This window comes from Sphingomonas changnyeongensis (assembly GCF_009913435.1).
GTDB lineage: Bacteria > Pseudomonadota > Alphaproteobacteria > Sphingomonadales > Sphingomonadaceae > Sphingomonas_B > Sphingomonas_B changnyeongensis.
On sequence record NZ_CP047895.1, the window covers coordinates 267,801 to 289,605 of the forward strand.

Below are 21,805 nucleotides of genomic sequence, written 5' to 3' on the forward strand. Positions count from 1 at the left end.
GGGCGGGGATGCGCGCCCGGCTGCCGGCGGGTGCGCGCTCAGGCCGACAGATGCTCGGCGATCGCGCGCAGGAATGCCGGCCCATAGGCATCGAGCTTGCGCGCGCCGACGCCGGTGATCTGACCCATGGCCCACAGGCTGTCGGGCCGCGCGGCGGCCATGTCGCGCAGCGTCGCGTCATGGAAGATCACATAGGGCGGCACGCCCGCCTCGGCCGCAAGCGCGCGGCGGCAGGCGCGCAGCGCCTCGAACAGCGGATCATCGGCTGCGGGCACGGCTGCGCCGCCCCGCTTGCGCGTCCGGCGCGGCGGCAGTGCGATTTCGACCGGCTGTTCGCCCTTCAGGATCGGGCGGGCCTGCGCGCCCAGCATCAGCCCGCCATGTTCGGTCGTCACCAGCGCCTCGCGCAGCATCAGCGCGCGGGTGAGCGGGCGGATCAGCGGCGCGTCGGCGGCATCCACGATGCCGAACACCGACAGGCTGTCATGGCCGTTCATCTGGCTGCGCGCGGTCGAGCGGCCGAGCAGGATTTCCTCGACATAGCCCGCGCCATAGGTCTGGCCGGTGCGGAACACCGCCGACAGCAGCTTGCGCGCCAGCTCGGTCGCGTCGACGCGCGCCGGCGGGGTCAGGCAATTGTCGCAATTGCCGCACGGGCCAGCCGGCTGCTCGCCGAAATGGCGCAGCAGCACCATCCGCCGGCAGTCGCCCGTCTCGACCAGACCGCTGAGCGCCGCCAGCCGCGCCTGTTCGCTCGCCCGCCGGTCGGGCTCGACCTCGTCCAGCCGCTGGCGCGCGCGCACGAAATCCTCCGCGCCCCAGAACAGATGCGCGGCAGCCGGTGCCCCGTCGCGCCCGGCACGGCCGGTTTCCTGATAATAGGCCTCGATCGAACGCGGCAGCGCGGCATGGGCGACGAAACGCACATCGGGCTTGTCGATCCCCATGCCGAAGGCGATGGTCGCGACCATCACCATGTCCTCGGACGCGACGAACGCCGCCTGATTGGCCTGGCGCAGCTCGGGCGACAGCCCGGCATGATAGACGCGCACCGGCCGCCCGGTCGCCGCCAGCTGGGCGGCGAGCTTTTCGGTGCCGGCGCGCGAGGGCGCATAGACGATGCCCGCCCCCGGCGTCTGGCGGACCAGATCGGCGATCTGCCGCGCCGCGCCGTCGCGCGGGGAGATGGCATAGCGGATATTGGGCCGGTCGAACCCGGCGATGATCATCCCGTCTTCGGGCAGGCCGAGCTGGACCAGAATGTCGGCGCGGGTATGCGCATCGGCGGTGGCGGTGAGCGCCAGCCGGGGCACGTGCGGGAAGCTGTCGAGCAGCGGGCGCAGCAGCCGGTAATCGGGGCGGAAATCATGCCCCCATTCGGACACGCAATGCGCCTCGTCGATGGCGAACAGGTTGATCCGCGCCTCGGCGATCAGCTCGCGGAACTGCGGCGTCGCCGCGCGTTCGGGCGCGACATAGAGCAGGTCGAGCGCGCCTGCGCGCAGCCGGTCGATCGTCTCGCGGCGATTGTCGTCGGCGGAGGTCAGCGTCGCCGCGCGGATGCCGACCGCCAATGCCGAGCGCAGCTGGTCATGCATCAGCGCGATCAGCGGCGAGATGACGACACACAGGCCATCACGCGCCACCGCCGGCAGCTGGTAGCAGAGTGACTTGCCCGCCCCGGTCGGCATGACCGCCAGCGTATGGCGGCCGGCCATCACCCGGTCGATCACCTGCCCCTGAACGCCGCGAAAGCCCGGAAAGCCGAAAACCGACTGCAGCAGCGCCTGAACATCGCCCATGCCAGCGCCTCAGCGGCGGGCAGCGAGGCGCAGCACGGCAAAGCCCGCCAGCGCCGACAGAAGCGATCCGGCAAGCACGCCGATCTTGGCCGCATCGACCCGCGCCGGATCGCCGGGAAAGGCGAGGCCGGCGATGAACAGGCTCATCGTAAAGCCGATCCCGCACAGCAGCGCCGCACCATAGATCTGCACCCAGCCCGCACCCGCCGGGCGGGGGGCCAGCCCCAGCCGCACCGTCGCCCATACCGCGCCGAACACCCCCGCCTGCTTGCCGAGAAACAGGCCGAGCGCGATGCCAAGCGGCAGCGGCGCCAGCACATCGGTGCCCGCGCCAAGCGCGACCCCGGCATTCACAAAGCCGAACACCGGCACGATCACGAACGCCACCCAGGGCGCCAGCGCATGTTCCAGCCGGTGGAGCGTCGAGTCTTCGGCATCGGGCGCGGCGGGCGTGACGCGGATCGGCACGGCGAGCGCGGCGAGCACGCCCGCCACCGTCGCGTGAATGCCCGACACCAGTTCGGCATACCAGAGCGCGGCAAAGCCGATCAGAAAGGGCCAGACCGCGCGCACCCCGAGCCGGTTGAGCGCGAACATCACCCCCAGCACGGCCAGCCCCGCCGCCGCCGCACCCAGATCGAGACTTTCGGTGTAAAAGGCCGCGATGATCGCGACCGCCCCCATATCGTCGACGATCGCGACCGTCGTCAGGAACAGCTTGAGCGAGGTCGGCACCCGCCGGCCGAGCAGCGCCATCACCCCGATCGCAAAGGCGATGTCGGTCGCCGCCGGGATCGCCCAGCCCCGGGCCAGCCCCGCCACCGGCCCGGCACAGGCCAGATAGATGGCCGCAGGCGCGGCCATGCCCGCGACAGCGGCAATGACCGGCAGCACCCGGTCCGCCGGGCGGGCCAGCTGGCCGTCGAGCAGCTCGCGCTTGATCTCCAGCCCGACGAGCAGGAAGAAAATCGCCATCAGCCCGTCATTGACCCACAGATGCACGGTCATCGGCCCCAGCTTGGGCACCAGCACCGGCCCGGTCACCGCATGGACGAAATGATGATAAGCGTCGGCGGTCGCCGGCAGATTGGCGGCGATGAGCGCGAGCGCGGCGGCCAGGATCAGCAGATAGCCGCCCGCCGCCTCGGTCGCGAGGAAGGCACGCAGGGCGGATGCGGGACGGGAAAGGGCCATCGCCCGTCTGTGTCGCGAGACGGCGGCGGGATCAACCGCCAAGCGGTCGGGATCGCCGCTTCGCCTGGTGCGTTTTCGAACAGGGCGGACTCACCCTGCGGCCCGGAGCGCTCTGGCGTCAGTCGCGCCGGGCGGCGCGCGCCGCCCGTTCGGACAGCCGCGCGCGGGCGGCATCATGGATGCCGGGCACGGCGGCGAGCACACCGAACAGCTCAGCCGTCGGGCTGTTCCAGCCAATGGGCGCGCCCAGCGCATCGGTGACGACCGCTCCCGCCTCGCCGGCGATCAGCGCGGCGGCGGCGATGTCCCATTCCCGGCCCCAGCGCAGGCTTGCGACCAGATCGACCTCGCCGGCGGCGATCATCGCGATCCTGAGCGCGATCGAGTTGGGCCGGGGCACGGCAACCAGATCGGCATCGTCGGCGGGCAGCATGTCGGCGGGCACGCGCGCGCCGGGCAGCGCCTGCCGGTCGGCAACCGCCAGCCGCCGGCCGTTCAGCCACGCCCCGCCGCCCAGTTCGGCCCGCCATAGCTCGCCGCGCGCCGGGGCCGCGAGCACGCCCAGCACCGCCTGCCCGCGCGCGACAAGCGCGATCGAAATCGCCCAGCCCGGCCGCCCGCGGATGAAATCGCGCGTGCCGTCAATGGGATCGACCATCCAGGTGCGCGGCCGCGCCAGCCGGTCGGCGCTGTCAGCCGTTTCCTCGGACAGCCAGCCCGCCTCGGGATCAAGCGCCGACAGGCGCCGCTTGAGCAGCGCATCGACGTCCAGATCGACGTCGCACACCGGCTGGCCTGGGGCCTTTTCCCATGTCGTGAACCCGGCGCGGGCGCGGCCAATCGCCAGCGCCCCGGCCTCGCCCGCGATGGCGGCGACCGCATCGATCAGCCGGTCAGCCACCGGCGAGCGTCATCCCCTCGACCAGCAGCGTCGGCACGTTGAGCGCGTAGCGATGCTCAAGATCGTCGGCAGCGGTCAGATTGGCGAGCATGTCGCGCAGATTGCCCGCAATCGTCACCTCTGCAACGGGCCGGGTCAGCACGCCATTCTCGATCAGGAAACCGCCCGCCCCGCGGCTGTAATCGCCGGTCACGCCATTGACGCCCTGGCCGATCAGCTCGGTGACGTAAAAGCCGTGGGTGATGCCGGCCAGCAGCTCGTCGCGCGACAGCGTGCCGCCCAGCAGATCGACATTGCTCGCCCCCACGCCCGGCGGGCCGCCGACGCCGCGCACCGCATGGCCGGTCGGCGCACGGCCAAGCTGGCGGGCCGATGCGCTGTCGAGCAGCCAGCCGGTCAGCCGCCCGTCATCGATGATCCGCCTCTCGGCGGTCGGCAGGCCCTCGCCGTCGAACGGGCGCGAGCGCAGGCCGCGCCGCCGGTGCGGCGCATCGACGACCGACAGGCCGCGCGGCAGCACATGCTCGCCCTCCATTTCCAGCAAAAAGCTCGTCCGCCGGGCGATGGCGGGGCCGGAAATCGCCCCCAGCACATGGCCGATCAGGCTATTGCCGACCCGGGGGTCGAACACCACCGGCATCGCGCCGCTCGGCAGCCGCGCCGCGCCCAGCCGCGCCACCGCGCGCTCGCCCGCCAGCCGGCCTATCTGCTCGGCCGGGTCCAGATCGGCCAGATGGCGGGTCCAGTGCCACGCCCCGTCGCGCTGCTTGGCCCCGCCCTCGCCGGCGAGCATCGAGGCCGAAACCGAATGGGCGCTGGCGCGGTAGCCGCCGGCAAAGCCGTGGCTGGTCGCGATGGCGACCAGGCTGGATCCGGCGCTGGCGCTCGCCCCTTCGCTGTTCGACACGCCGGCGACGCCGCGCGCCGCCTCCTCGGCCGCAAGCGCGCGGGCACGCAGCTCTGCCGGTTCGGGATCGACGCCGTCATGCAGGTCAAGATCGGGGGCAGCATCGCGCATCAGCGCGTCCTCGGGCGCAAGCCCGGCATGGAGATCCTCGGGCGCCTCGCGCGCCATCGCCACCGCCCGCTCGGCCAGCGCATCCAGCCGGGCGGGCGCAAGGTCGGAGGCGGAGACGCTGGCCGAGCGCCGCCCGACAAACACCCTCAGCCCGATTTCCTCGCCGTCCGACCGGTCGATATTCTCCAGCCGGCCAAGGCGGACATGCACGTCGGTCGACCGGTTGGCGTGATAGATCGCATCGGCGGCATCGGCACCGGCACGGCGCGCGGCGGCGACCAGATCCTGAAGGCGGGCGGCGGCATCTTCGGCAGAAAGCATCGCCTGCACTTAAGGTCGCGGCTCAGCCCGCGCCAGTCCCGACCGTCAGACAGGCAAGAAAGACCAGCAGCCCCGCCATGCGGTTCGAGCGGAAGCGGCCAAGCGCATCATCGGCATCGCCGGGTTCGAGCGCCATCACCTGCCACAGCAGATGCAGCGCCGCCGGCGCCAGCGCGACCAGTGCGAGCGGCTCGGCACGCACCCCCCAGATCGCCACAGCCCAGCCGATCAGCGCCAGCGCATAGAAAAAGCCGATGCCAGCGCGCACCCGCCCGCCCAGCGCCAGCGCCGACGAGCGGATGCCGACCAGCGCGTCATCCTCGCGGTCCTGCAGCGCATAGATGGTGTCATAGCCGACGACCCAGGCAACCGTGCCCAGATAGAGCGCGACCGCCGGCCAGCCGAGCGTGCCCAACGTCGCCGCCCAGCCGACCAGCGCGCCCCAGGAAAACACCATGCCCAGCCAGGCCTGGGGCCACCAGGTGATGCGCTTCATGAACGGATAGGCGGCAACCGGCGCGAGGCTCGCCAGCGCGATGACGATGGCAAGCGGCTGCAGCTGCACCAGCACAACGAGCCCGATCCCGCACAGGATCAGCAGCCAGGCCCAGGCCGCCTTCAGCGACACCAGCCCGGCGGCGAGCGGCCGCCCGCGCGTGCGCGCCACCCGCGCATCGAGATCGCGGTCGATGATGTCGTTATAGACGCAGCCTGCGCCGCGCATCGCCACCGATCCGAGCAGCAGCCAGGCCAGCAACGCCAAATGGCTGAACGCCCCGCCCGCCAGCGCCACGCCCCAGGCACAGGGCCAGAACAGCAGCCACCAGCCGATCGGCCGGTCGAGCCGGGCGAGCAGGATATAGGGCCGCAGCCGGCCGGACGCCGCGAGCCGCCGGTGTTCGGTATCGGGAAGCACGGTGGACATGGCCGCGCCGTAAAGCATTTTCCGGGCGGGTGGAATCACCCCGCGCCCCGGAAAATGCAGCAAATCAGGCGTCTGGACCGGCCGGTCCCGTGCGCCGAACGGGCGGCGGGCGCGGCGCGATGCTTGGCCCGACGGCCGCGCTCGGCTAAGCCCCCGGCCATGCCCGCCACCCCCGCCTGGCCGCCCCGGTCCGCCCCGCGCCTGTTCGTCGATCCGCCGCTGGCCGAGGGGCTGGAGCTGCGCATCGACGGGGCGCAGGCCCATTATCTGGGCGGCGTGATGCGGATGCGCCCCGGCGGCATCGTCATCCTGTGCGACGACCAGACCGGCGAATGGGCGGGCGAGATCGTGGCGCAGGGCAAGCGCGACCTGACCGTGCGGCTGATCGAGCGGCTGCGCCCGCGCGAGCCGGTGCCCGACATCTGGCTGTGCGCCGCCCCGATCAAGCGCGGCCGCATCGACTGGGTCGTGGAAAAGGCCGCCGAACTGGGCGCGGCGCGGCTGATGTTCGTGGGCACGCGCCGCGCGGTCGTCGACCGGCTGAACCTTGAGCGGCTGCGCGCGCACATGATCGAGGCGGCCGAACAATGCGCGCGCACCGCCCTGCCCGAACTGCACGACCTGACCGGGCTGGAAACGCTGATCGGCGCATGGCCGGCGGACCGGCATCTGTTCTTCGCCGACGAAGAAGGCGGCACGCCGATCGCCGCCGCCATCGCCGCCCGGCCCGGCCCGGCGGCGATCCTGATCGGTCCCGAAGGCGGGTTCGATCCCGATGAACGCGCGCTCATCCGCGCTGTGCCCGCCGCAGTGCCGGTGTCGCTTGGCCCGCGCATCCTGCGTGCCGACACCGCGGCGGCCGCCGCCCTGTCCGTCTGGATGGCGGTCGCGGGCGATTGGGTAGCAAAATAAAATCTATTTTTTTCGGGCCCGGCCCAATAGAGGCACGGGCAGCCAGCAAGGAACCGGACGGGATGAGCACGCGCGACGAGAGCAGCAAGGACGATCCCCTGATCGAATCGCGCGACCAGCTGGTCGCGCTGTTCGCGGGTGGCGAAAAGCCGCCCGCCGACTGGCGGATCGGGACCGAGCATGAAAAGTTCGTCTATCGCCGCGACGGCCATGCCGCACCCGGCTATGCCGAGCCGGGCGGCATCCGCGACCTGCTGCAGGGCCTGACCCGCTTTGGCTGGCGGCCGGTGATGGAAGGCGACCATATGATCGCGCTGCGCGGCGCGGACGGGACGATCAGCCTGGAACCGGCCGGCCAGCTGGAATTGTCGGGCGCGCCGCTTGAAAACCTGCACCAGACCTGCGCCGAGACCGGCCGCCATCTGGAACAGGTGAAGGCGGTGGGCGATGAGCTGGGGCTCGGTTTTCTGGGCCTTGGCATGTGGCCCGACAAACGCCGCGACGAGCTGCCGGTGATGCCCAAGGGCCGTTATGCGATCATGCTCAACCACATGCCGCGCGTCGGCAGCCTGGGGCTGGACATGATGCTGCGCACCTGCACCATCCAGGTCAATCTCGACTATGCGAGCGAGGCCGACATGGTGCGCAAGTTCCGCGTCGGGCTGGCGCTGCAGCCGCTGGCGACGGCGCTGTTCGCCAACTCTCCCTTCACCGAAGGGCGGCCGAACGGCTTCCTGTCCTATCGCAGCCATATCTGGTCGGATACCGATCCGGCGCGCACCGGCATGCTGCCCTTCGTGTTCGAGGACGGCTTCGGCTATGAACGCTATGCCGATTATGCGCTCGACGTGCCGATGTATTTCGTGTTCCGCGACGGCCGCTACATCGACGCCGCCGGGCAGAGCTTCCGCGATTTCCTGCGCGGCGAGCTGCCGGCGCTGCCCGGCGAACGGCCGCGCCTGTCGGACTGGGCGGACCATCTGTCGACCGCCTTTCCCGAAGTGCGGATGAAGAGCTTTCTGGAAATGCGCGGGGCCGATGGCGGGCCGTGGAGCCGGATCTGCGCGCTGCCCGCCTTCTGGGTCGGGCTGCTCTATGACCAGACCGCGCTTGATGCCGCCTGGGATCTGGTCCGCCCCTGGTCGATGGCCGCGCGCGAGGCGCTGCGCCAGGATGTGCCGCGGCTGGGGCTGGATGCGCCGCTGCCCGGCGGCGGCACGCTGCGCGACATTGCGGGCGAAGTGCTGGCGATCGCCGAGGCCGGGCTCAACCGCCGGGCGGCGCGCAACAGCGCCGGCGACACCGAGGCCGGGTTCCTCGCCCCGCTCTGGGATGTGGTGCGCAGCGGCAAGACGCCCGCCGAACGGCTGCTCGACCTGTATCATGGCGACTGGGGCGGCGACCTGAGCCGCGTCTACCGCGAATACAGCTTCTGATCGCGGGCTGACCCGGCGCGCGCGCCGGTCAGCCGGGGGGCAGCTTCAGCGTCGCCTGAAGCCCGCCGCCCGGGCGGTTGACCAGGCGGATGCCGCCGCCATGCCCCTCGGCAATGGCGCGGGCGAGCGCGAGGCCCAGCCCGGCCCCGCCGGTTTCGCGGCTGCGCGACGTCTCCAGCCGGGTAAAGGGTTCGAACATCGCCTCGATCCGGTCGGGCGGGATGCCCGGCCCGTCATCCGCGACATGGACGGCAACCCCGCCATCCCCGTCCCGTTCGACATCGATCCGCGCGCAGCCGCCATATTTGAGCGCGTTTTCGACAAGGTTCCTGAGCGCCCGCTTGATCAGCGTCGGGCGGATCGCGACGGTCAGCCGGCCCGCCGGCGCAAACGCCACGTCCGCGCCCAGATCCTCGAATTCCTCGACCAGGCTGTCGATCAGCGCCGGCAGGTCGATGCGCTCGACCGCCTCGCTCGGCCGGCCGAGCCGCGCCAGCGACAGGATGTCGTCGAGCGTCCGGTTCATCTCGTCGATGGTCGCGGCCATGCGCGCGCGTTCGCCCTCGTCATCGACCAGTTCGGTGCGCACGCGCAGCGACGCGAGCGGCGTGCGCAGATCATGGCCAATCGCGCCCAGCATCCGGTCCTTTTCATCGAGCATGCCGACGATCCGGGTGCGCATCGCGTTGAACGCCGCGACCAGCCGGCGGATATCGTCCGGCCCGCGTTCGGCGACGGGCGGTGCCGCGCGGTCGCGGCTGAACCCCTCGGTCGCCAGCCGCAGCTCGGCCAGCGGCCGCGCCAGCCGGTGGCCGATCCACAGCACGGCCAGCAGCACAAAGCCGTAAAGCACCAGCGTCTGGAAGGCGAGCCAGCCGATCACCCGCCCTTCGCCGGGCGGCAGCGAAGCCGCTGTCGTCACCCAGCGCCCCGGCGCGATCGCCGCCGACACGACGATGATCTGGCGCTGCTGCACCGCCGCGCCGCGCAGCATCCGCCCGCGCCCGTCGACGCGCACGCTGAACTCGCGCGCCGGCACCTGCGCGGCGCTGAGCGCATCGACCTCGACGCCGATCTGGGCCAGCATGTCGCGCCCGCGCTCGGCAATGTCGGGCAGCTGCGCCATCGCCGGGCGCACCGGGCTGTCCCCGGTCAGCAGCGCGCCGCCCGCCATCGCCGCTTCGGGCTGGCCGGCGCGGGCGCGCTGCACCGCCTCGGCCAGCCGTGCCAGCGCGAAGGTGCCGGCCTGCGCGACCGCCTGACGCTTGGTCGCCTGCAACAACAGGGTGAAGTTCACCGCCTGTGCCGCGCCCAGTGCCAGCGCGACGAGCAGGGCAAGCTGCCCGCCCAGGCTGCGCGGCAGCAGCCGGAGCGCGGATCGCCCCAGCCCGGTGCCGGTGCCGGTGCCTGTGGTCACAGCCGGGTCACATCGGCGGCCAGGCTGTAGCCCCCGCCCCACACCGTCTTGATCAGCGCCGGGCTGCGCGGATCCGCCTCCACCTTGCGGCGCAGGCGGCTGATATGATTGTCGATCGCACGGTCAAAGGCATGCGCCTCGCGGCCATAGGCCAGATCGAGCAGCTGGTCGCGGCTGAGCACCTGATGCGGATGGGTGACGAAGGCGAGCATCAGGTTGAACTCGCCGGTCGACAGCGGCACCCCGACGCCGTCGGGATCGACGAGCTTGCGCTCGCCGGCCTTGAGCACCCAGCCGGCAAAGGCATAGCTGCCGGTTTCGGGCGCTTTCAGCCGGGTGCCGCCGCTGCGCCCGGCGCGGCGCAGGATGACCTTAATCCGCGCGACCAGCTCGCGCGGGTTGAACGGCTTCACCACATAATCGTCCGCGCCCATTTCCAGCCCGACGATCCGGTCGGTATCCTCGGCCATGGCGGTGAGCAGGATGACCGGCAGGTCGCCGGTCGCGCGGATGTGGCGGCACAGGCTGAGGCCGTCCTCGCCCGGCATCATCACGTCGAGGATGGCGAGATCGATCGCATAGCCGTTGAGCCGCTCGCGCGCCGCCGCGGCATCGCCGGCCTGGGTCACGCGAAAGCCGCTGCGCGTCAGATAGGCGGCAAGCGGCTCGCGGATCGAGCGTTCGTCATCGACGAGCAGAAGGTGCGGCTTGTCGTCCATAGGCCGGGCTTAGAGCATTTTTTCGCCCGCCCCAATCACCCGGCGGCGCGGAAAATGCCGCGGATCGGAACGCTGGAGACGCCGGTCAGCCGCCCCGGCGCGCGGCGCGGGCAGCCGCACGTTCCGCCGCCGTCACCACGCCATTGCCGTCGGCATCGGCGCGGTCGAACCGGGCAAGCAGATGCGCGCGCAGTTCCGCCTCGGTCACCGCGCCGTCGCGGTCGCGGTCTGCCCCGGCCAGCAGCGCCATGCCCCGGCCGCCCCGGCCAGCGTTCATCGCGCGGGGCTGCATCCGGCGACCGGCCGGCATGCCATCACCCCGCCGGGCCTCGGCGGCCGCCCATTCGGCGCGGCTGATGCTGCCGTCACGGTCGGCATCCAGCCGGTCGAACATCAGCCCGGCGAGCGCCGCCCGCCGCGCCGCGCGGTCGGCCGGGGTCAGCCGCCCGTCGCCATCGGCGTCCATCCGCGCGAACCGGCTGGAAATGCGCGCCTCGACGGCGGCACGGCTGAGATCGCCACCGGCCCAACCCGGCTCCTGCACAGCGGCCTCACCAGCGGCGACCGGCGGCGCGGCGGCGGCAAGGGCGATGCCCCGGTGACGGCAAAGGCCCCAAGGGCGGACAGCAACAGAGCGAGCGACATGGCGACAAACTCCCGCGACAATCGGCACCGGACCACCCGGCCCGGCCTGATGAACGCAGTGATCGCATCAATCCTTCGCAAGCCTATCGCGCCACCGGGCCTGCATTGTCGCAAAATGTCGCGCGGCGACGCCATCGCGGCCGGGATCGGCGACCGAGTTCAGCAGGCGGCGCCGGCGGCTGCGCTCCACCCGAACATGCCAAGCGCCCGGCGTGTCGCCCGCGCCTCGGCCCGCAAGCCCGGCGGCAGGCGGGCATCATCGCCGATCCGGCGCAGCGTCAGCGCCAGATCGGCCGCGCAAACGCCCGCAGTCCGCGCCCGTGCCAAGCCGTCCATCACCCATAGGGGCGGCGCGCTTTCCCCCCGCCCGGCGGGCGGCGACGGCAGGCGGAACCGTTCAGCAACGCGCTCCGGCAGCGCATCGTCCCGCGCGCGCACTTGCTCTGCCACGGCAGATGACAACAGCTCGCCCGCCGCAGCCACCAGCGGCGGCGGGGCGGGCGCCGGGCGGTGGCGCGCATGATAGGCAAGCGCGAGCGCGATAACCGCAACCTCGCCATCATCGCCGCCGAGCACGGGGGCCAGCGCCGCCGGCAGGCACAGGCGATCCTGCCCGACCCGGCCGAACAGACGGTCATCCGAACAGGAAAAGACCGCGCGGGCGCGCAGCGCGGCCCGCGCCCCGGCTGACGCGGAGACCGGGTCGATGCCCGCCGGGGTGTCCGTCGGCACCGCCCGGCCAGCCACCGGCGCGGACAACAGACCAAGCGACAGGCAGCAGACAGCGGAGGCGAGAGGCAGCTTCATCCCGGTTCCCGAACGATGAGATCGAGCAGGCACCGGAGCTAAGCCACGGCACCGCGATGCGGCAATGATCATCGCATCCGATCCCGAGCAAAGCGGAGGCGGGAACGGGCTGGCGGGACGATAAGGAGGCCGGAGCAGGCCGGAAAAATGGAGCGGGTAACGGGGATCGAACCCGTATCACAAGCTTGGAAGGCTAGTGCTCTACCATTGAGCTATACCCGCCCGGGACAGGGTGCACCGGGCACCCGGCCTGTCGGGTGCGCGACTGCCATGCCTGCCGGGTTCCGTCAATCGTCCTTGCCGAGCAGCAAGGCCTGCGCACCGGCCCGTTCGGCGCGGCAGGATGCCGGGGCCGGCGCGCAGCAGGCCGCGACCGGCAGGGCGATGCGGAAGGCCGCGCCCTCGGCACTGTCGAGCAGGCTGATGCGGCCATTATGCGCCTCGAGGATCGAACGGCAGATCGACAGGCCGAGGCCCATCCCCTCGGGCTTGCTGGTCGCCAGCGGCTCGAACAGCCGCGCGGCGATCGCCGGGGCGACGCCCGGGCCGTTGTCCGCCACGGTCAGCGACATCGTCTCGCCGTCGGTTGCCGCGCGGATGCGGATGCGCGGGCGGGTGACGGCGGACACCGCCTCGCAGGCGTTGCGTACGAGATTGTAGACGACCTGCTCGATCTGGATCGGATCGACATCGATCGACAGGTCGGGATCGGCAAACTCGATGTCGAGCAGAATGCGCTGCTTGCGGATGCGGTCCTCATTGCCGCGCACCGCCGCATCGACAATGTCGCGCAGCGGGCAGCAGACGGTCTCGCGCCCGCCGCCGGTCACCAGCTTGCGCATCCGCCGGATAATGTCGGAGGCCCGGCGCGTCTGATTCTGGGCCAGCAGCACCGACTGGCGCATCGTCTCGCCCGGCCGGTCCTGGCCGGCGGCGAGCGCGGCGAGGATCGACAGATGGTTGGCGAGCGCGGTCAGCGGCTGGTTGAGTTCATGCGCGAGCGTGGCGGCGAACACGCCCATGGCCGACAGGCGCGATGCCTTTTGCAGCCGGTCCTCGGTCGCGGCCAGCCGCGCCTCGAGCTGATGGGCGGCGGTGACGTCGACCGCGAAGCCGTGCGCGCGGATGCCCTGCCCGGCGCCGCTGCGCGCGGTGACCGCGCCGAACACGCGGATCCAGCGCTCGGCATCTGCAACGCCGACGCGCATGACCGTGTCGAACGCTTCCGGACCCGTCCCGGCCAGGGCGTCGACAATGTTGAGCTCGAGCGCGCTCAGATCCTGGGGGTGGATCAGACCCAGCACATCGTCGGGCTCGCGGATCGTTCCCGGCGGCAGGCCCAGCAGGCAGTCGAGATGGCCGGAATGATGCAGGCGGCCGGCGGCGACATCCCATTCCCACACCACCATGCCGACACTGCCCGCCGCGATGGCGAAGCGCGCCTCGCGCGCCTCCAGATCGGCGGTCCAGCGGGCAAAGCGCACGGCATCGGCCAGCAGCGCGCAGGCCTTCTGCGCGGTCGCCAGTTGCAGCGCCGTCCAGTCGCGCGGGCCGCTGGCATGGACGAACAGGAAGTTGACCAGCCTTTCCCCGTCCATGAACGGCACGGTGACGATCGCGCCGACGCCCAGCGCCTGGAACTGGGCAAGGTAATCGGGGCGGCTGGTGCGCGGATCGCGTGCAAGATCGGGGATGGCCGCCATGCGGCCGGCGCGCATCTCGGCGATGAACTCCGGCCCGAAATCATCCATCCGCCATGATCCGCGCACCAGGAAAATCGTGCCGTCATTCCAGCCGCGCTCGATCCGCGCATATGCGCCCTGCGCATCGACATGGGCGACCCCGACCTGGCCGGCGTCCAGATAGCGGCCGATCAGCTCCGCTGCCCGGTCGAGCGCCTCGTGCGGCGCAGCGGCGGTCGCGATCGCCAGCCTGATCCGGCCAAGCAGATCGGCAGCGCGACGGCCAGGCGCGCGGACATCATGGTCGCTCAGCAGATAATGGACGGCACCCGCCCGGCCGCCGCGCGGGCCGCGCACGATCCGGCCATGCACCCACACCCAGCCGGATGCGCCACGGATGCGGAACAGCAGGGCCAGCGCCGTGCGGCCGGGCGAACCCGAATCGGTCAGCGCCGCGCGCACGAACGCACGGTCACCGGGGTGAATGGCGCGCAGGGCGGCCACCCGCCCGATGCCGCGTTCGATCGCGGGCAGGCCGACAAGCGCGCACAGCCCGGCCGACAGCACCAGCCGGCCACCTTCGCCCGGCCATGCGATTCGCGCGCCCGCCAGCACGGCCTTTCGGCCCGCCGTCACGGCGTGGCCGCCGCCCGCCTCATCCTCCGCGCCGGGTGCCCGCCGCATGCCTGTCCCAAATCTCCCACCGCCCGTCTGAGGGGCCAATGCCCATCATGCGCCCCGGGGGTGACCGGCGACAGTGCGGATAATCCCCTATTTTGCGCCGGTTCCGGACCCGATCGGGGGCCGGCCCCGGTACTGCCGGCACCGGCACGGCCCATTTTGGCACAACCCGGCCGCACAAGATTTTCTTAACAAATCTTAACATCACTGTAACCGTGATGGGGTTCTGGGGCTGGAAGCTTTTTTCGAAAAAGGGGGAATCATGACCACTGTGCGCCACGTGCTGGCATCGGGCGATTTTCGCCAGGATTGGAGCAATGCCGGGCTGATCACCGCCGCCAATGACTGGTCGGGCGTGCCGAGCATCATGGGCTATCGCGGCGACGACATCGTGACCGCGACCGGGGTCGACCCGCGCACCATCACCGCCCCCACGACGTCGGAAGTGGTGGTCAATGTGGTCGCCAATCAGAGCAACCCGAGCGCGGGCAACCTGTCGGGCGGCGTGCTCGAGTTTGACGGCATCGCCAATCCGACCATCGCGCTCAACGGATCGGGCACCGCCGATGCGCCGTCGATCGTGGTCTATCTGGATGCCACCGGACGCGAGAATATCCGCTTTCAGGCGAACATCCGCGACCTCGACGCGACCGCCGACAATGCGATCCAGCAGGTCGCCGTGCAGTGGCGCACCGGCAATGGCAGCTGGTCGAACATCGCCTATATCGCCGACGCCACCCAGGCGAACAGCGCGACGCTGGTGACCGCGATCGACGTCACCCTGCCGGCGGGCGCGAACAATGCCGCCGACCTGCAGATCCGCGTCATCACCACCAATGCGGCGGGCAATGACGAGACGATCGGCATCGATGACATCGTGGTGTCGAGCGTCGCCGGCGGCCCCGACCTGACCCCGCCGACCCTTGCCGGGTTCGACCCGTCGGATCCCGATGACGGCGCAGTCGCCGTCGACCCGGCGGCCAATATCGTGCTGCGGTTCAGCGAGGCCGTGCAGGCCGGCCAGGGCAGCTTCACGCTTGCGAGCGGCAATGACGTGCGCGTGATCGCCGTCACCGACCCGCAGGTGACGATCAGCGGCAATACGGTGACGATCAACCCGATCGCCGATCTGATCGGCGGGCGCACCTATACGCTGACTGCACCCGCGGGCGTGCTCGCCGATCTGGCCGGCAACGCCTTTGCGGGCCTGCCGCAGGGCGCGCTCGACTTCACGACGCTCGGCACGCAGGCGGTGACGATCGGCGAGATCCAGGGCCTTGGCCATCAGAGCGGGTTCGTGAACACCCAGGTGCTCACCCAGGGCGTCGTCACCGCGATCGACACCAACGGCTTCTACATCCAGTCGGCGATCGGGGCTTCGGACGGCGACGACCGCACGTCGGACGGGATTTTCGTGCTCACCGGCTCGGCGCCGACCGGCGTGGCGCGCGGCGACCTGATCGAGGTGCGGGCGACCGTCACCGAATTCCGTCCGGGCAATGACGCGCGCAACCTGACGATCACCCAGCTGGTGTCGCCGAGCTTCACCAAGCTGGGCACGGCGGCGTTCGAGACGGTGCTGATCGGCCAGGGCGGCCGCCAGGCGCCGACCGAGGTCATCGATGATGACGGGCTGACCTCCTATGATCCGACGACCGACGGCATCGATTTCTACGAGTCGCTCGAGGGCATGTATGTCACGATCGACAAGCCGCTCGTCGTGTCGAACACCAACAGCTTCGGCGAAACCTATGTCGTGGCGAGCGGCGGCGCGGGCGCGACCGGCGTGTCCGAGCGCGGCGGCATCACGATCAGCGAGGGCGATTACAATCCCGAGCGGCTGCAGCTCGACAATGACAATGGCCTGTTCGCCGGCTTCAACGACCTCTACACGGTCGGCGACCGGCTGAGCGATGTCAGCGGCATCATCAGCTATTCCTTCCAGTCCTATGAGCTGCTGGTGACCGAAGCGGTCGCGGTGACCGAGGATGTCGAGCTGGTTCGTGAGACGACCAACCTGCAGGAGCGGATCGACCGGGTGTCGGTTGCGACCTACAATATGGAAAACCTGTCGGCGGTCGACAGCGCGGACAAGATCTACTCGCTCGCCTCCGACATCGTTTTCAACCTCAATGCGCCCGACATCATCGCCGCGCAGGAAATCCAGGACGGCGACGGCGCAGGCACCGGCAGCAACCTGTCGGGCGTGCCGACGGCGCAGGCGCTGATCCAGGCGATCCTCGACATGGGCGGGCCGGAATATGCCTATGCCGAAATCGCGCCCTCGGCGGCGAACTCGACCGGCGGCGAACCCAATGGCAATATCCGCAACGGCTTCTTCTACGATCCGTCGCGGGTCACTTTGGTCGCCGGCTCGCTGCAGCTGATCAACGATCCGATCTACAGCGGCACCCGCCGGCCGCTCGTCGCCAGCTTTGAGTTCAACGGCGAAACGCTGACTTTGGTCAACGTCCACTCGACCTCGCGCGGCGGGTCCGACCCGCTGTTCGGGGCGAAGCAGCCGCCGGCCGATGCCGGCGATGCCGCCCGCACCGCCCAGATGGCGGCGGTGCGCAGCTGGATCGATGCCAAGGTTGCGGCCGACCCGGCGGCCAAGATCGCCGTGCTCGGCGATTTCAACGGCTTTGTCTGGGAAAACGCCATCAAGTCGCTGACCAATGGCGGGCTGATGCAGGACATGGCGACCGCGCTGCTCCCGGAGGAAGAGCGCTATTCCTATGTGTTCGAGGGCAACAACCAGGCGCTCGACCATATCGTCGCCACGTCGAACCTGCTGGCGGGCGCGCAGTTCGACGCGGTGCAGATCAATGCCGATCTGCCCGCGGGCGTCCAGCTGTCGACCGACCACAACCCGCTGCTGGCACTGTTCCAGCTCGGGCCCACCGCCGAGACGATCTTCGCGCGCGAACTGGCATTCGACAACCAGCCTGCCGGGCTGGCCCCGTCGTTCGATCAGGGGAGCGCGTTGTTCGGCCATGGCCCGGAGCGGCACATGTTCGCGCTCGGCCAGGAATGGTTCCAGCTGGCCTGAGCCGGGCCTCCACAGTCTGGGGCCGCACCGGGCGGTGCGGCCCCAGATCCGGCCTACCCCGCCTGCGATGTGCAACATTGTTATAGGCGAACGCCGCTTTTCGTGTCACTTTAACCTATTAAAGGGCGGGAGACGCACGGTCATTTCGGCAGCAGTCAGAGAGTCTGCGGCGGGATAAACCGGGCCACCGGGGCCATAACGGCCTTGAGAGACGCAAGAGGGCTGTGAATGGCGGAGGCGAACGGCGCGGCCCGGGACGAGCGCCGGATCATCGAGGAAACGCTGGCCGAGGCCGTCACGACAGCGGGCTTCGGGACGTTCGACATCGATCTGCGGTCGCGGTGCATCCGGCTGTCGTCGGGCACCGAAGAGAGCCTGGGCTACCCGTCCGGGACGGTCGCCAATCTCAGCCAGTTCATCCGACTGATCCATCCGGAAGACGTTGGCCATGTCCGCAAACTGGTCACGACCGCCGAGGCCGCGCGGCTCGCCAAGATCGATATCGTCTACCGGCTGCAGATGCGCGGCGGCGAATACCGGATCATGCGCGGCGTCGCCCGCTGCCTTTACGGCGATGACGGGTGCATCGCGCGGCTGTTCGGGCGCAACACCGACCTGACCGGGCTGAGCCAGGGGCGCGTCGCCACCCGCCGGTCGCAGCTGCGCGCGCTGCTGAACGCGGTTCCCGACGCGATGCTGATCGTCGACAAATCGGGCACGATCGAAAGCTTCAACCGCTCGGCCGAACAGGCCTTTGGCTACAGCGCCGAACAGGCGATGGGCCAGAATCTGTCGATGCTCGCCCCGCGCGAGGTGCTGGGCGCGGACGAGCTGGCCTTTGGCCGGTTCGTGCGCTCGGGCAATCGCGGCCAGCCCGCGCCGCCGCTGATCATGCGCGGCCGCCATGCCGACGGGCGCGAAATCCCGATCGAGGTCCGGGTCGAAACCGTCTCTGCCGGCGACGAGCCGCTTTACGCGGTGTCGATGCGCGACATCTCCGAACGGCTGGCAGCGGAGGAAAGGCTGCGCACGCTCAATGACGAGCTTGCGCATGCGATGCGCGTCAATGCCATGGGGGAAATGGCGGCCGACATCGCCCATGAACTGAACCAGCCGCTCGCCGCTTTGTCCAACTATCTGGAAGCCGCGCGACTGCTGCTGGGCCGGGAAACGCTCAGCGATCCGCGCCCGGTGGAGATGATCGAAGCGGCGGTCAAGCAGGCGATCCGTGCAGGCACGATCATCCGCCGCATCCGCAAGTTCGTGACGCGCGGCGAAGTCGATATCCGCATCGAACCGGTCGAGGAAACGGTGCGCGATGCGGTGAACCTCGTCTTTGTCGGGCGCGCGCAATATGATGTGCGCGTCAATCTGGCCTTTGACCGCCAGGCGACCTTCATGATGGCCGACCGCGTTCAGGTGCAGCAGGTGATCGTCAACCTGATGCGCAACGCGATCGACGCGCTGCAACAGGTGGGGCCGGACAATCGCAACATCCTCGTCAAGGCGGGCAAGGCCGGCGATATGGTCGAGATCAGCGTGATCGACACCGGCCCGGGTATTTCCGAAGACGTGGTTGACCGGCTATACCAGCCTTTCCGCTCCACAAAGGGGGGAGGCGGCATGGGGGTTGGCTTGACGATCAGTCGCAGGATCGTCGAGGCGCATGGCGGGCGCATCTGGGCGGAAAACCGCGCAGAAGGCGGCGCCTGCTTCCGGTTCACCGTGCCGGCGCTCGAAGAACAAGACGGAGATCCCGACCCTTGATGCGTTCGATCTACATCATCGATGACGATGACGAACTCCGCATTTCGCTGCACCGGCTGCTCAGCCTGCGCTCGGATGTCGTGATCCGCAGCTTCGCCTCGGGCGACGCCTTTCTGGGCGGCGCGGACGAGCTGGATCCCGGTGTGCTGCTGCTCGACATGAACATGCCCGGATCCTCGGGCTTTGATGTGCTGCGCGCGATCCGCGACCAGCAACGCTTTCTGGCGATCATCCTGACCGGCCAGGGCAGCATCGAGGTCGCGACCAAGTCGATGAAGGCGGGCGCGTTCGATTTCCTCGAAAAGCCCTATAACTACCAGGCGCTGACCGAGGTGATGGAAGGCGCATTCGAAAAGCTGGAGCAGGAAAGCGCCGCCGCCGCGCGGGTCGAACAGGCCCGCCAGCTGGTCAGCCAGCTGTCGGCGCGCGAGACTGACGTGCTCAAGGGCCTGATCGAAGGCCATGCCAACAAGGTCATCGCCCATGACCTGCAGATCAGCCCGCGCACGGTCGAGATCTACCGCGCCAATCTGATGGCCAAGCTCAAGGTGCGCAGCCTGTCCGAAGCGCTCAAGATCGCCTTCGCCGCCGGGCTGTTCCCGCAGGACTGAACGAGGCGCGCGGCGGGGCGGGCCGCCGCGCGCCCCTTCCCCCCATGGCGGCCGGAATCTGCGCGCCGTGCGAACCGCCGATCCGATGCCGTTCTATAATGAGCGGAGGTGCGTCCGGGCGATGGCGCGGCCCCGCCATGCCATGGCGCGCAGCGGTCAACATGCCGTCGGCCCGGCCGGATACGGAGCGGGATCGTCACGGCCATGCAGAAAATCGACCTTGAAACCATCCGCCTGATGGGCGTGAAAACGCTGACAGGGCTGATCCTGCTGCTCACGCTGATCACCGCCGGGGCGGCGCTGGCCATCGGCGGCAAATGGATCGCCGCCCTGCTTGCCGTCGCGCTGGCCATCTATCCGCTACTGGCCGCCCAGGCCGGCCGGACCGACGACCAGACCCGGATCGCGCTTGGCCTGACCGCCCCCGTCTATCCCGCGCTGCTGCTCTATGTCTTTGAAGGCTATGCGTGGCAGACCGACATCCACATGCTGTTCTTCGCCGTGCTCGCGACCACCGCGATGCTGTGCGACTGGCGGACGATCATCGCCGCGACACTGGTTGTCGCCGTGCATCATCTGGTGCTCGGCATGGCGATGCCGGGCTGGGTGTTTGCCGGCGGCGGCGGGGTGATGCGCGTGCTGCTCCATGCTGTGATCCTGCTCGTCGAAACCGGCTTTCTGGTGATGACGGCCGAACAGCTGACCCGGCTGGTCGCCCATGTCGGCGAGGAAAACACCAAGCGCGCCGCCATCGAGCGCGAGGCAGCAGCGCAGCGCGAACAGGAAGCCGCGCATCAGGAGACCATCCTTGTCTCGCTGCAGCAGGGGCTGGCGGCGCTGCGTGAGGGCGATCTGACCGCAACGCTCGATCGCGATTTCCCGGGTGCCTATGCGCGCATCCGCACCGATTTCAACGGCGCGCTCGCCAGCCTTGAACAGCTGGTCGGGTCGCTGGCCGAGACGATCCGCGCGATCCGGCGTGAAGCCAACGACATCAGCCAGGCCTCCGAAAATCTCGCCCGGCGGACGGAAAGCAACGCCGCCAGCCTTGAGCAGACCGCCGCCGGCATCGCGCGGATGGACGACCGGCTGAAGGCCACCGCCGGGGCCGCCGAGCGCACGGTCAAGCGTGCCGACCAGACGCTGGCCACCGTGGGCGATGGCCGCGCGGTCGCCGACGAGGCGGTGCAGGCGATGACCCGCGTCGCCGACAGCGCCAAGGGCATCGACAGCGTGATCGAAGGCCTCGACAAGATCGCCTTCCAGACCCGCGTTCTGGCGATGAACGCGGCGGTCGAAGCGGGCCGCGCGGGCGAGGCGGGACGCGGCTTTGCCGTCGTCGCCGATCTCGTCTCCGCGCTCGCGATGCGCGCCGAGGAGGAGGCGAAGCGCGCGCGTGACCAGCTGACCGTCACCCAGACCGATATCGGCACCGCCGTCGGCGCGGTCGAGCGGGTGGACAATGCGCTTGCCAACATCTCGACCGACGTGACCGCCGTGTTCGGCCTGCTGAGCGAGATCGCGACCGACAACCAGTCCCAGGCATCCGCCATCACCGAAATCAACGCTGCGATCGGCGCGATGGATCAGGCGACCCAGCAGAACGCCGCGATGGTCGAGCAGACCTCGGCCGCCGCGCGCAACCTGACCTCGGAAATCGACTCGCTCGCCACCCAGGCCGCGCGCTTCCGCACCCATGGCGGTGCCGGCGGCCCGGCAGCCGAAGCATCGTCCCGCCCCCGGCCGGCCGCCGCCGAAGCCCAGCCGCGCCCGGCGCACCGGCCATCACCGGCCACCCCGCGCCCCGGTGATTTCGGCGCGCCGATCAAGCAGCTGCCCAGCGATGCGATCGCAGCGCTGCGCAGGCCCGACTCCGGCAATGACGGTGGCGGCGACGACTGGACGAGCTTCTGAT

At 70.1% G+C, this 21,805-nt stretch carries 16 protein-coding genes and 1 tRNA gene; 6 read left to right on the forward strand and 11 right to left on the reverse strand.

From position 1 onward, the window contains the following. Positions 1-38: 38 nt before the first annotated feature. The 5 genes from recQ to ubiA form a co-directional block, all read right to left on the reverse strand. Positions 39-1,802, reverse strand: a complete 1,764-nt coding sequence (gene recQ / locus GVO57_RS01340; protein ID WP_160591226.1) for a DNA helicase RecQ — start codon at positions 1,800-1,802, stop codon at positions 39-41. Between the two features lie 9 nt (positions 1,803-1,811). Beyond that, a complete protein-coding gene (gene nhaA, locus GVO57_RS01345) occupies positions 1,812-2,996 on the reverse strand; it encodes a Na+/H+ antiporter NhaA (protein WP_160591228.1) in 1,185 nt (394 codons plus the stop codon). 118 nt (positions 2,997-3,114) lie between these two features. Further along, the gene (locus tag GVO57_RS01350) at positions 3,115-3,897 is read right to left on the reverse strand and encodes a 3'(2'),5'-bisphosphate nucleotidase CysQ (RefSeq protein ID WP_160591230.1); all 783 of its coding nucleotides are present in this window, start codon (positions 3,895-3,897) and stop codon (positions 3,115-3,117) included. Continuing rightward, positions 3,890-5,236, reverse strand: a complete 1,347-nt coding sequence (locus GVO57_RS01355) for a TldD/PmbA family protein (protein WP_160591232.1) — start codon at positions 5,234-5,236, stop codon at positions 3,890-3,892. The genes GVO57_RS01350 and GVO57_RS01355 overlap by 8 nt, the downstream gene beginning before the upstream one ends. A 22-nt stretch (positions 5,237-5,258) precedes the next feature. Further along, positions 5,259-6,161, reverse strand: a complete 903-nt coding sequence (gene ubiA, locus GVO57_RS01360) for a 4-hydroxybenzoate octaprenyltransferase (RefSeq protein ID WP_160591234.1) — start codon at positions 6,159-6,161, stop codon at positions 5,259-5,261. Between the two features lie 159 nt (positions 6,162-6,320). On the opposite strand from ubiA, the gene GVO57_RS01365 reads away from it, so the two are divergent. Together GVO57_RS01365 and GVO57_RS01370 are read left to right on the forward strand one after the other, a co-directional pair. Beyond that, the gene (locus GVO57_RS01365; RefSeq protein ID WP_160591236.1) at positions 6,321-7,073 is read left to right on the forward strand and encodes a 16S rRNA (uracil(1498)-N(3))-methyltransferase; all 753 of its coding nucleotides are present in this window, start codon (positions 6,321-6,323) and stop codon (positions 7,071-7,073) included. Positions 7,074-7,135: 62 nt separating this feature from the next. Further along, on the forward strand, positions 7,136-8,509 hold the full coding sequence (locus GVO57_RS01370) for a glutamate--cysteine ligase (RefSeq protein ID WP_160591238.1): 1,374 nt from the start codon (positions 7,136-7,138) through the stop codon (positions 8,507-8,509). A 28-nt stretch (positions 8,510-8,537) separates the two neighbouring features. Here GVO57_RS01370 and GVO57_RS01375 read toward each other — a convergent pair whose 3' ends face one another. The 6 genes from GVO57_RS01375 to GVO57_RS01400 form a co-directional block, all read right to left on the reverse strand. Then, positions 8,538-9,926 (reverse strand): sensor histidine kinase, encoded by a 1,389-nt coding sequence (locus GVO57_RS01375; RefSeq protein WP_233281425.1) that lies wholly within the window; start codon positions 9,924-9,926, stop codon positions 8,538-8,540. Continuing rightward, positions 9,923-10,645 carry a response regulator gene (locus tag GVO57_RS01380; protein WP_160591239.1) on the reverse strand — a complete coding sequence of 241 codons (723 nt, stop codon included), beginning with the start codon at positions 10,643-10,645 and terminating at the stop codon, positions 9,923-9,925. The genes GVO57_RS01375 and GVO57_RS01380 overlap by 4 nt, the downstream gene beginning before the upstream one ends. A gap of 85 nt (positions 10,646-10,730) precedes the next feature. Beyond that, a complete protein-coding gene (locus GVO57_RS01385; RefSeq protein ID WP_160591242.1) occupies positions 10,731-11,189 on the reverse strand; it encodes an EF-hand domain-containing protein in 459 nt (152 codons plus the stop codon). A gap of 260 nt (positions 11,190-11,449) precedes the next feature. Then, positions 11,450-12,022: a hypothetical protein gene (locus GVO57_RS01390; protein WP_160591244.1), complete on the reverse strand. Its 573-nt coding sequence runs from the start codon at positions 12,020-12,022 to the stop codon at positions 11,450-11,452. Between the two features lie 223 nt (positions 12,023-12,245). Further along, positions 12,246-12,319: transfer RNA gene (locus GVO57_RS01395), tRNA-Gly, on the reverse strand. A gap of 65 nt (positions 12,320-12,384) precedes the next feature. Next, complete coding sequence (locus GVO57_RS01400; protein WP_160591246.1) at positions 12,385-14,463, reverse strand: ATP-binding protein; 2,079 nt, start codon at positions 14,461-14,463, stop codon at positions 12,385-12,387. A 259-nt stretch (positions 14,464-14,722) separates the two neighbouring features. On the opposite strand from GVO57_RS01400, the gene GVO57_RS01405 reads away from it, so the two are divergent. From GVO57_RS01405 to GVO57_RS01420, 4 genes are all read left to right on the forward strand, one after another. Then, positions 14,723-17,512, forward strand: a complete 2,790-nt coding sequence (locus GVO57_RS01405) for an Ig-like domain-containing protein (protein ID WP_160591248.1) — start codon at positions 14,723-14,725, stop codon at positions 17,510-17,512. 228 nt (positions 17,513-17,740) lie between these two features. Then, the gene (locus GVO57_RS01410) at positions 17,741-19,279 is read left to right on the forward strand and encodes a PAS domain-containing sensor histidine kinase (RefSeq protein WP_160591250.1); all 1,539 of its coding nucleotides are present in this window, start codon (positions 17,741-17,743) and stop codon (positions 19,277-19,279) included. Then, positions 19,279-19,890 (forward strand): response regulator transcription factor, encoded by a 612-nt coding sequence (locus tag GVO57_RS01415; protein ID WP_160591253.1) that lies wholly within the window; start codon positions 19,279-19,281, stop codon positions 19,888-19,890. Before GVO57_RS01410 ends, GVO57_RS01415 begins: the two co-directional genes overlap by 1 nt. Before the next feature lie 204 nt (positions 19,891-20,094). Beyond that, positions 20,095-21,804: a methyl-accepting chemotaxis protein gene (locus GVO57_RS01420; RefSeq protein ID WP_160591255.1), complete on the forward strand. Its 1,710-nt coding sequence runs from the start codon at positions 20,095-20,097 to the stop codon at positions 21,802-21,804. Position 21,805 lies beyond the last annotated feature (1 nt).

Bases quoted from the DNA above. Each gene is read 5' to 3' on its own strand.
- GVO57_RS01405 (WP_160591248.1), top strand. From the start codon at position 14,723: ATGACCACTGTGCGCCACGTGCTGGCATCGGGCGATTTTCGCCAGGAT.
- GVO57_RS01365 (WP_160591236.1), top strand. From the start codon at position 6,321: ATGCCCGCCACCCCCGCCTGGCCGCCCCGGTCCGCCCCGCGCCTGTTC.
- GVO57_RS01370 (WP_160591238.1), top strand. From the start codon at position 7,136: ATGAGCACGCGCGACGAGAGCAGCAAGGACGATCCCCTGATCGAATCG.
- GVO57_RS01410 (WP_160591250.1), top strand. From the start codon at position 17,741: ATGGCGGAGGCGAACGGCGCGGCCCGGGACGAGCGCCGGATCATCGAG.
- GVO57_RS01415 (WP_160591253.1), top strand. From the start codon at position 19,279: ATGCGTTCGATCTACATCATCGATGACGATGACGAACTCCGCATTTCG.
- GVO57_RS01380 (WP_160591239.1), bottom strand. From the start codon at position 10,645: ATGGACGACAAGCCGCACCTTCTGCTCGTCGATGACGAACGCTCGATC.
- GVO57_RS01355 (WP_160591232.1), bottom strand. From the start codon at position 5,236: ATGCTTTCTGCCGAAGATGCCGCCGCCCGCCTTCAGGATCTGGTCGCC.
- GVO57_RS01400 (WP_160591246.1), bottom strand. From the start codon at position 14,463: ATGCGGCGGGCACCCGGCGCGGAGGATGAGGCGGGCGGCGGCCACGCC.
- nhaA (WP_160591228.1), bottom strand. From the start codon at position 2,996: ATGGCCCTTTCCCGTCCCGCATCCGCCCTGCGTGCCTTCCTCGCGACC.
- recQ (WP_160591226.1), bottom strand. From the start codon at position 1,802: ATGGGCGATGTTCAGGCGCTGCTGCAGTCGGTTTTCGGCTTTCCGGGC.
- ubiA (WP_160591234.1), bottom strand. From the start codon at position 6,161: ATGTCCACCGTGCTTCCCGATACCGAACACCGGCGGCTCGCGGCGTCC.
- GVO57_RS01420 (WP_160591255.1), top strand. From the start codon at position 20,095: ATGCAGAAAATCGACCTTGAAACCATCCGCCTGATGGGCGTGAAAACG.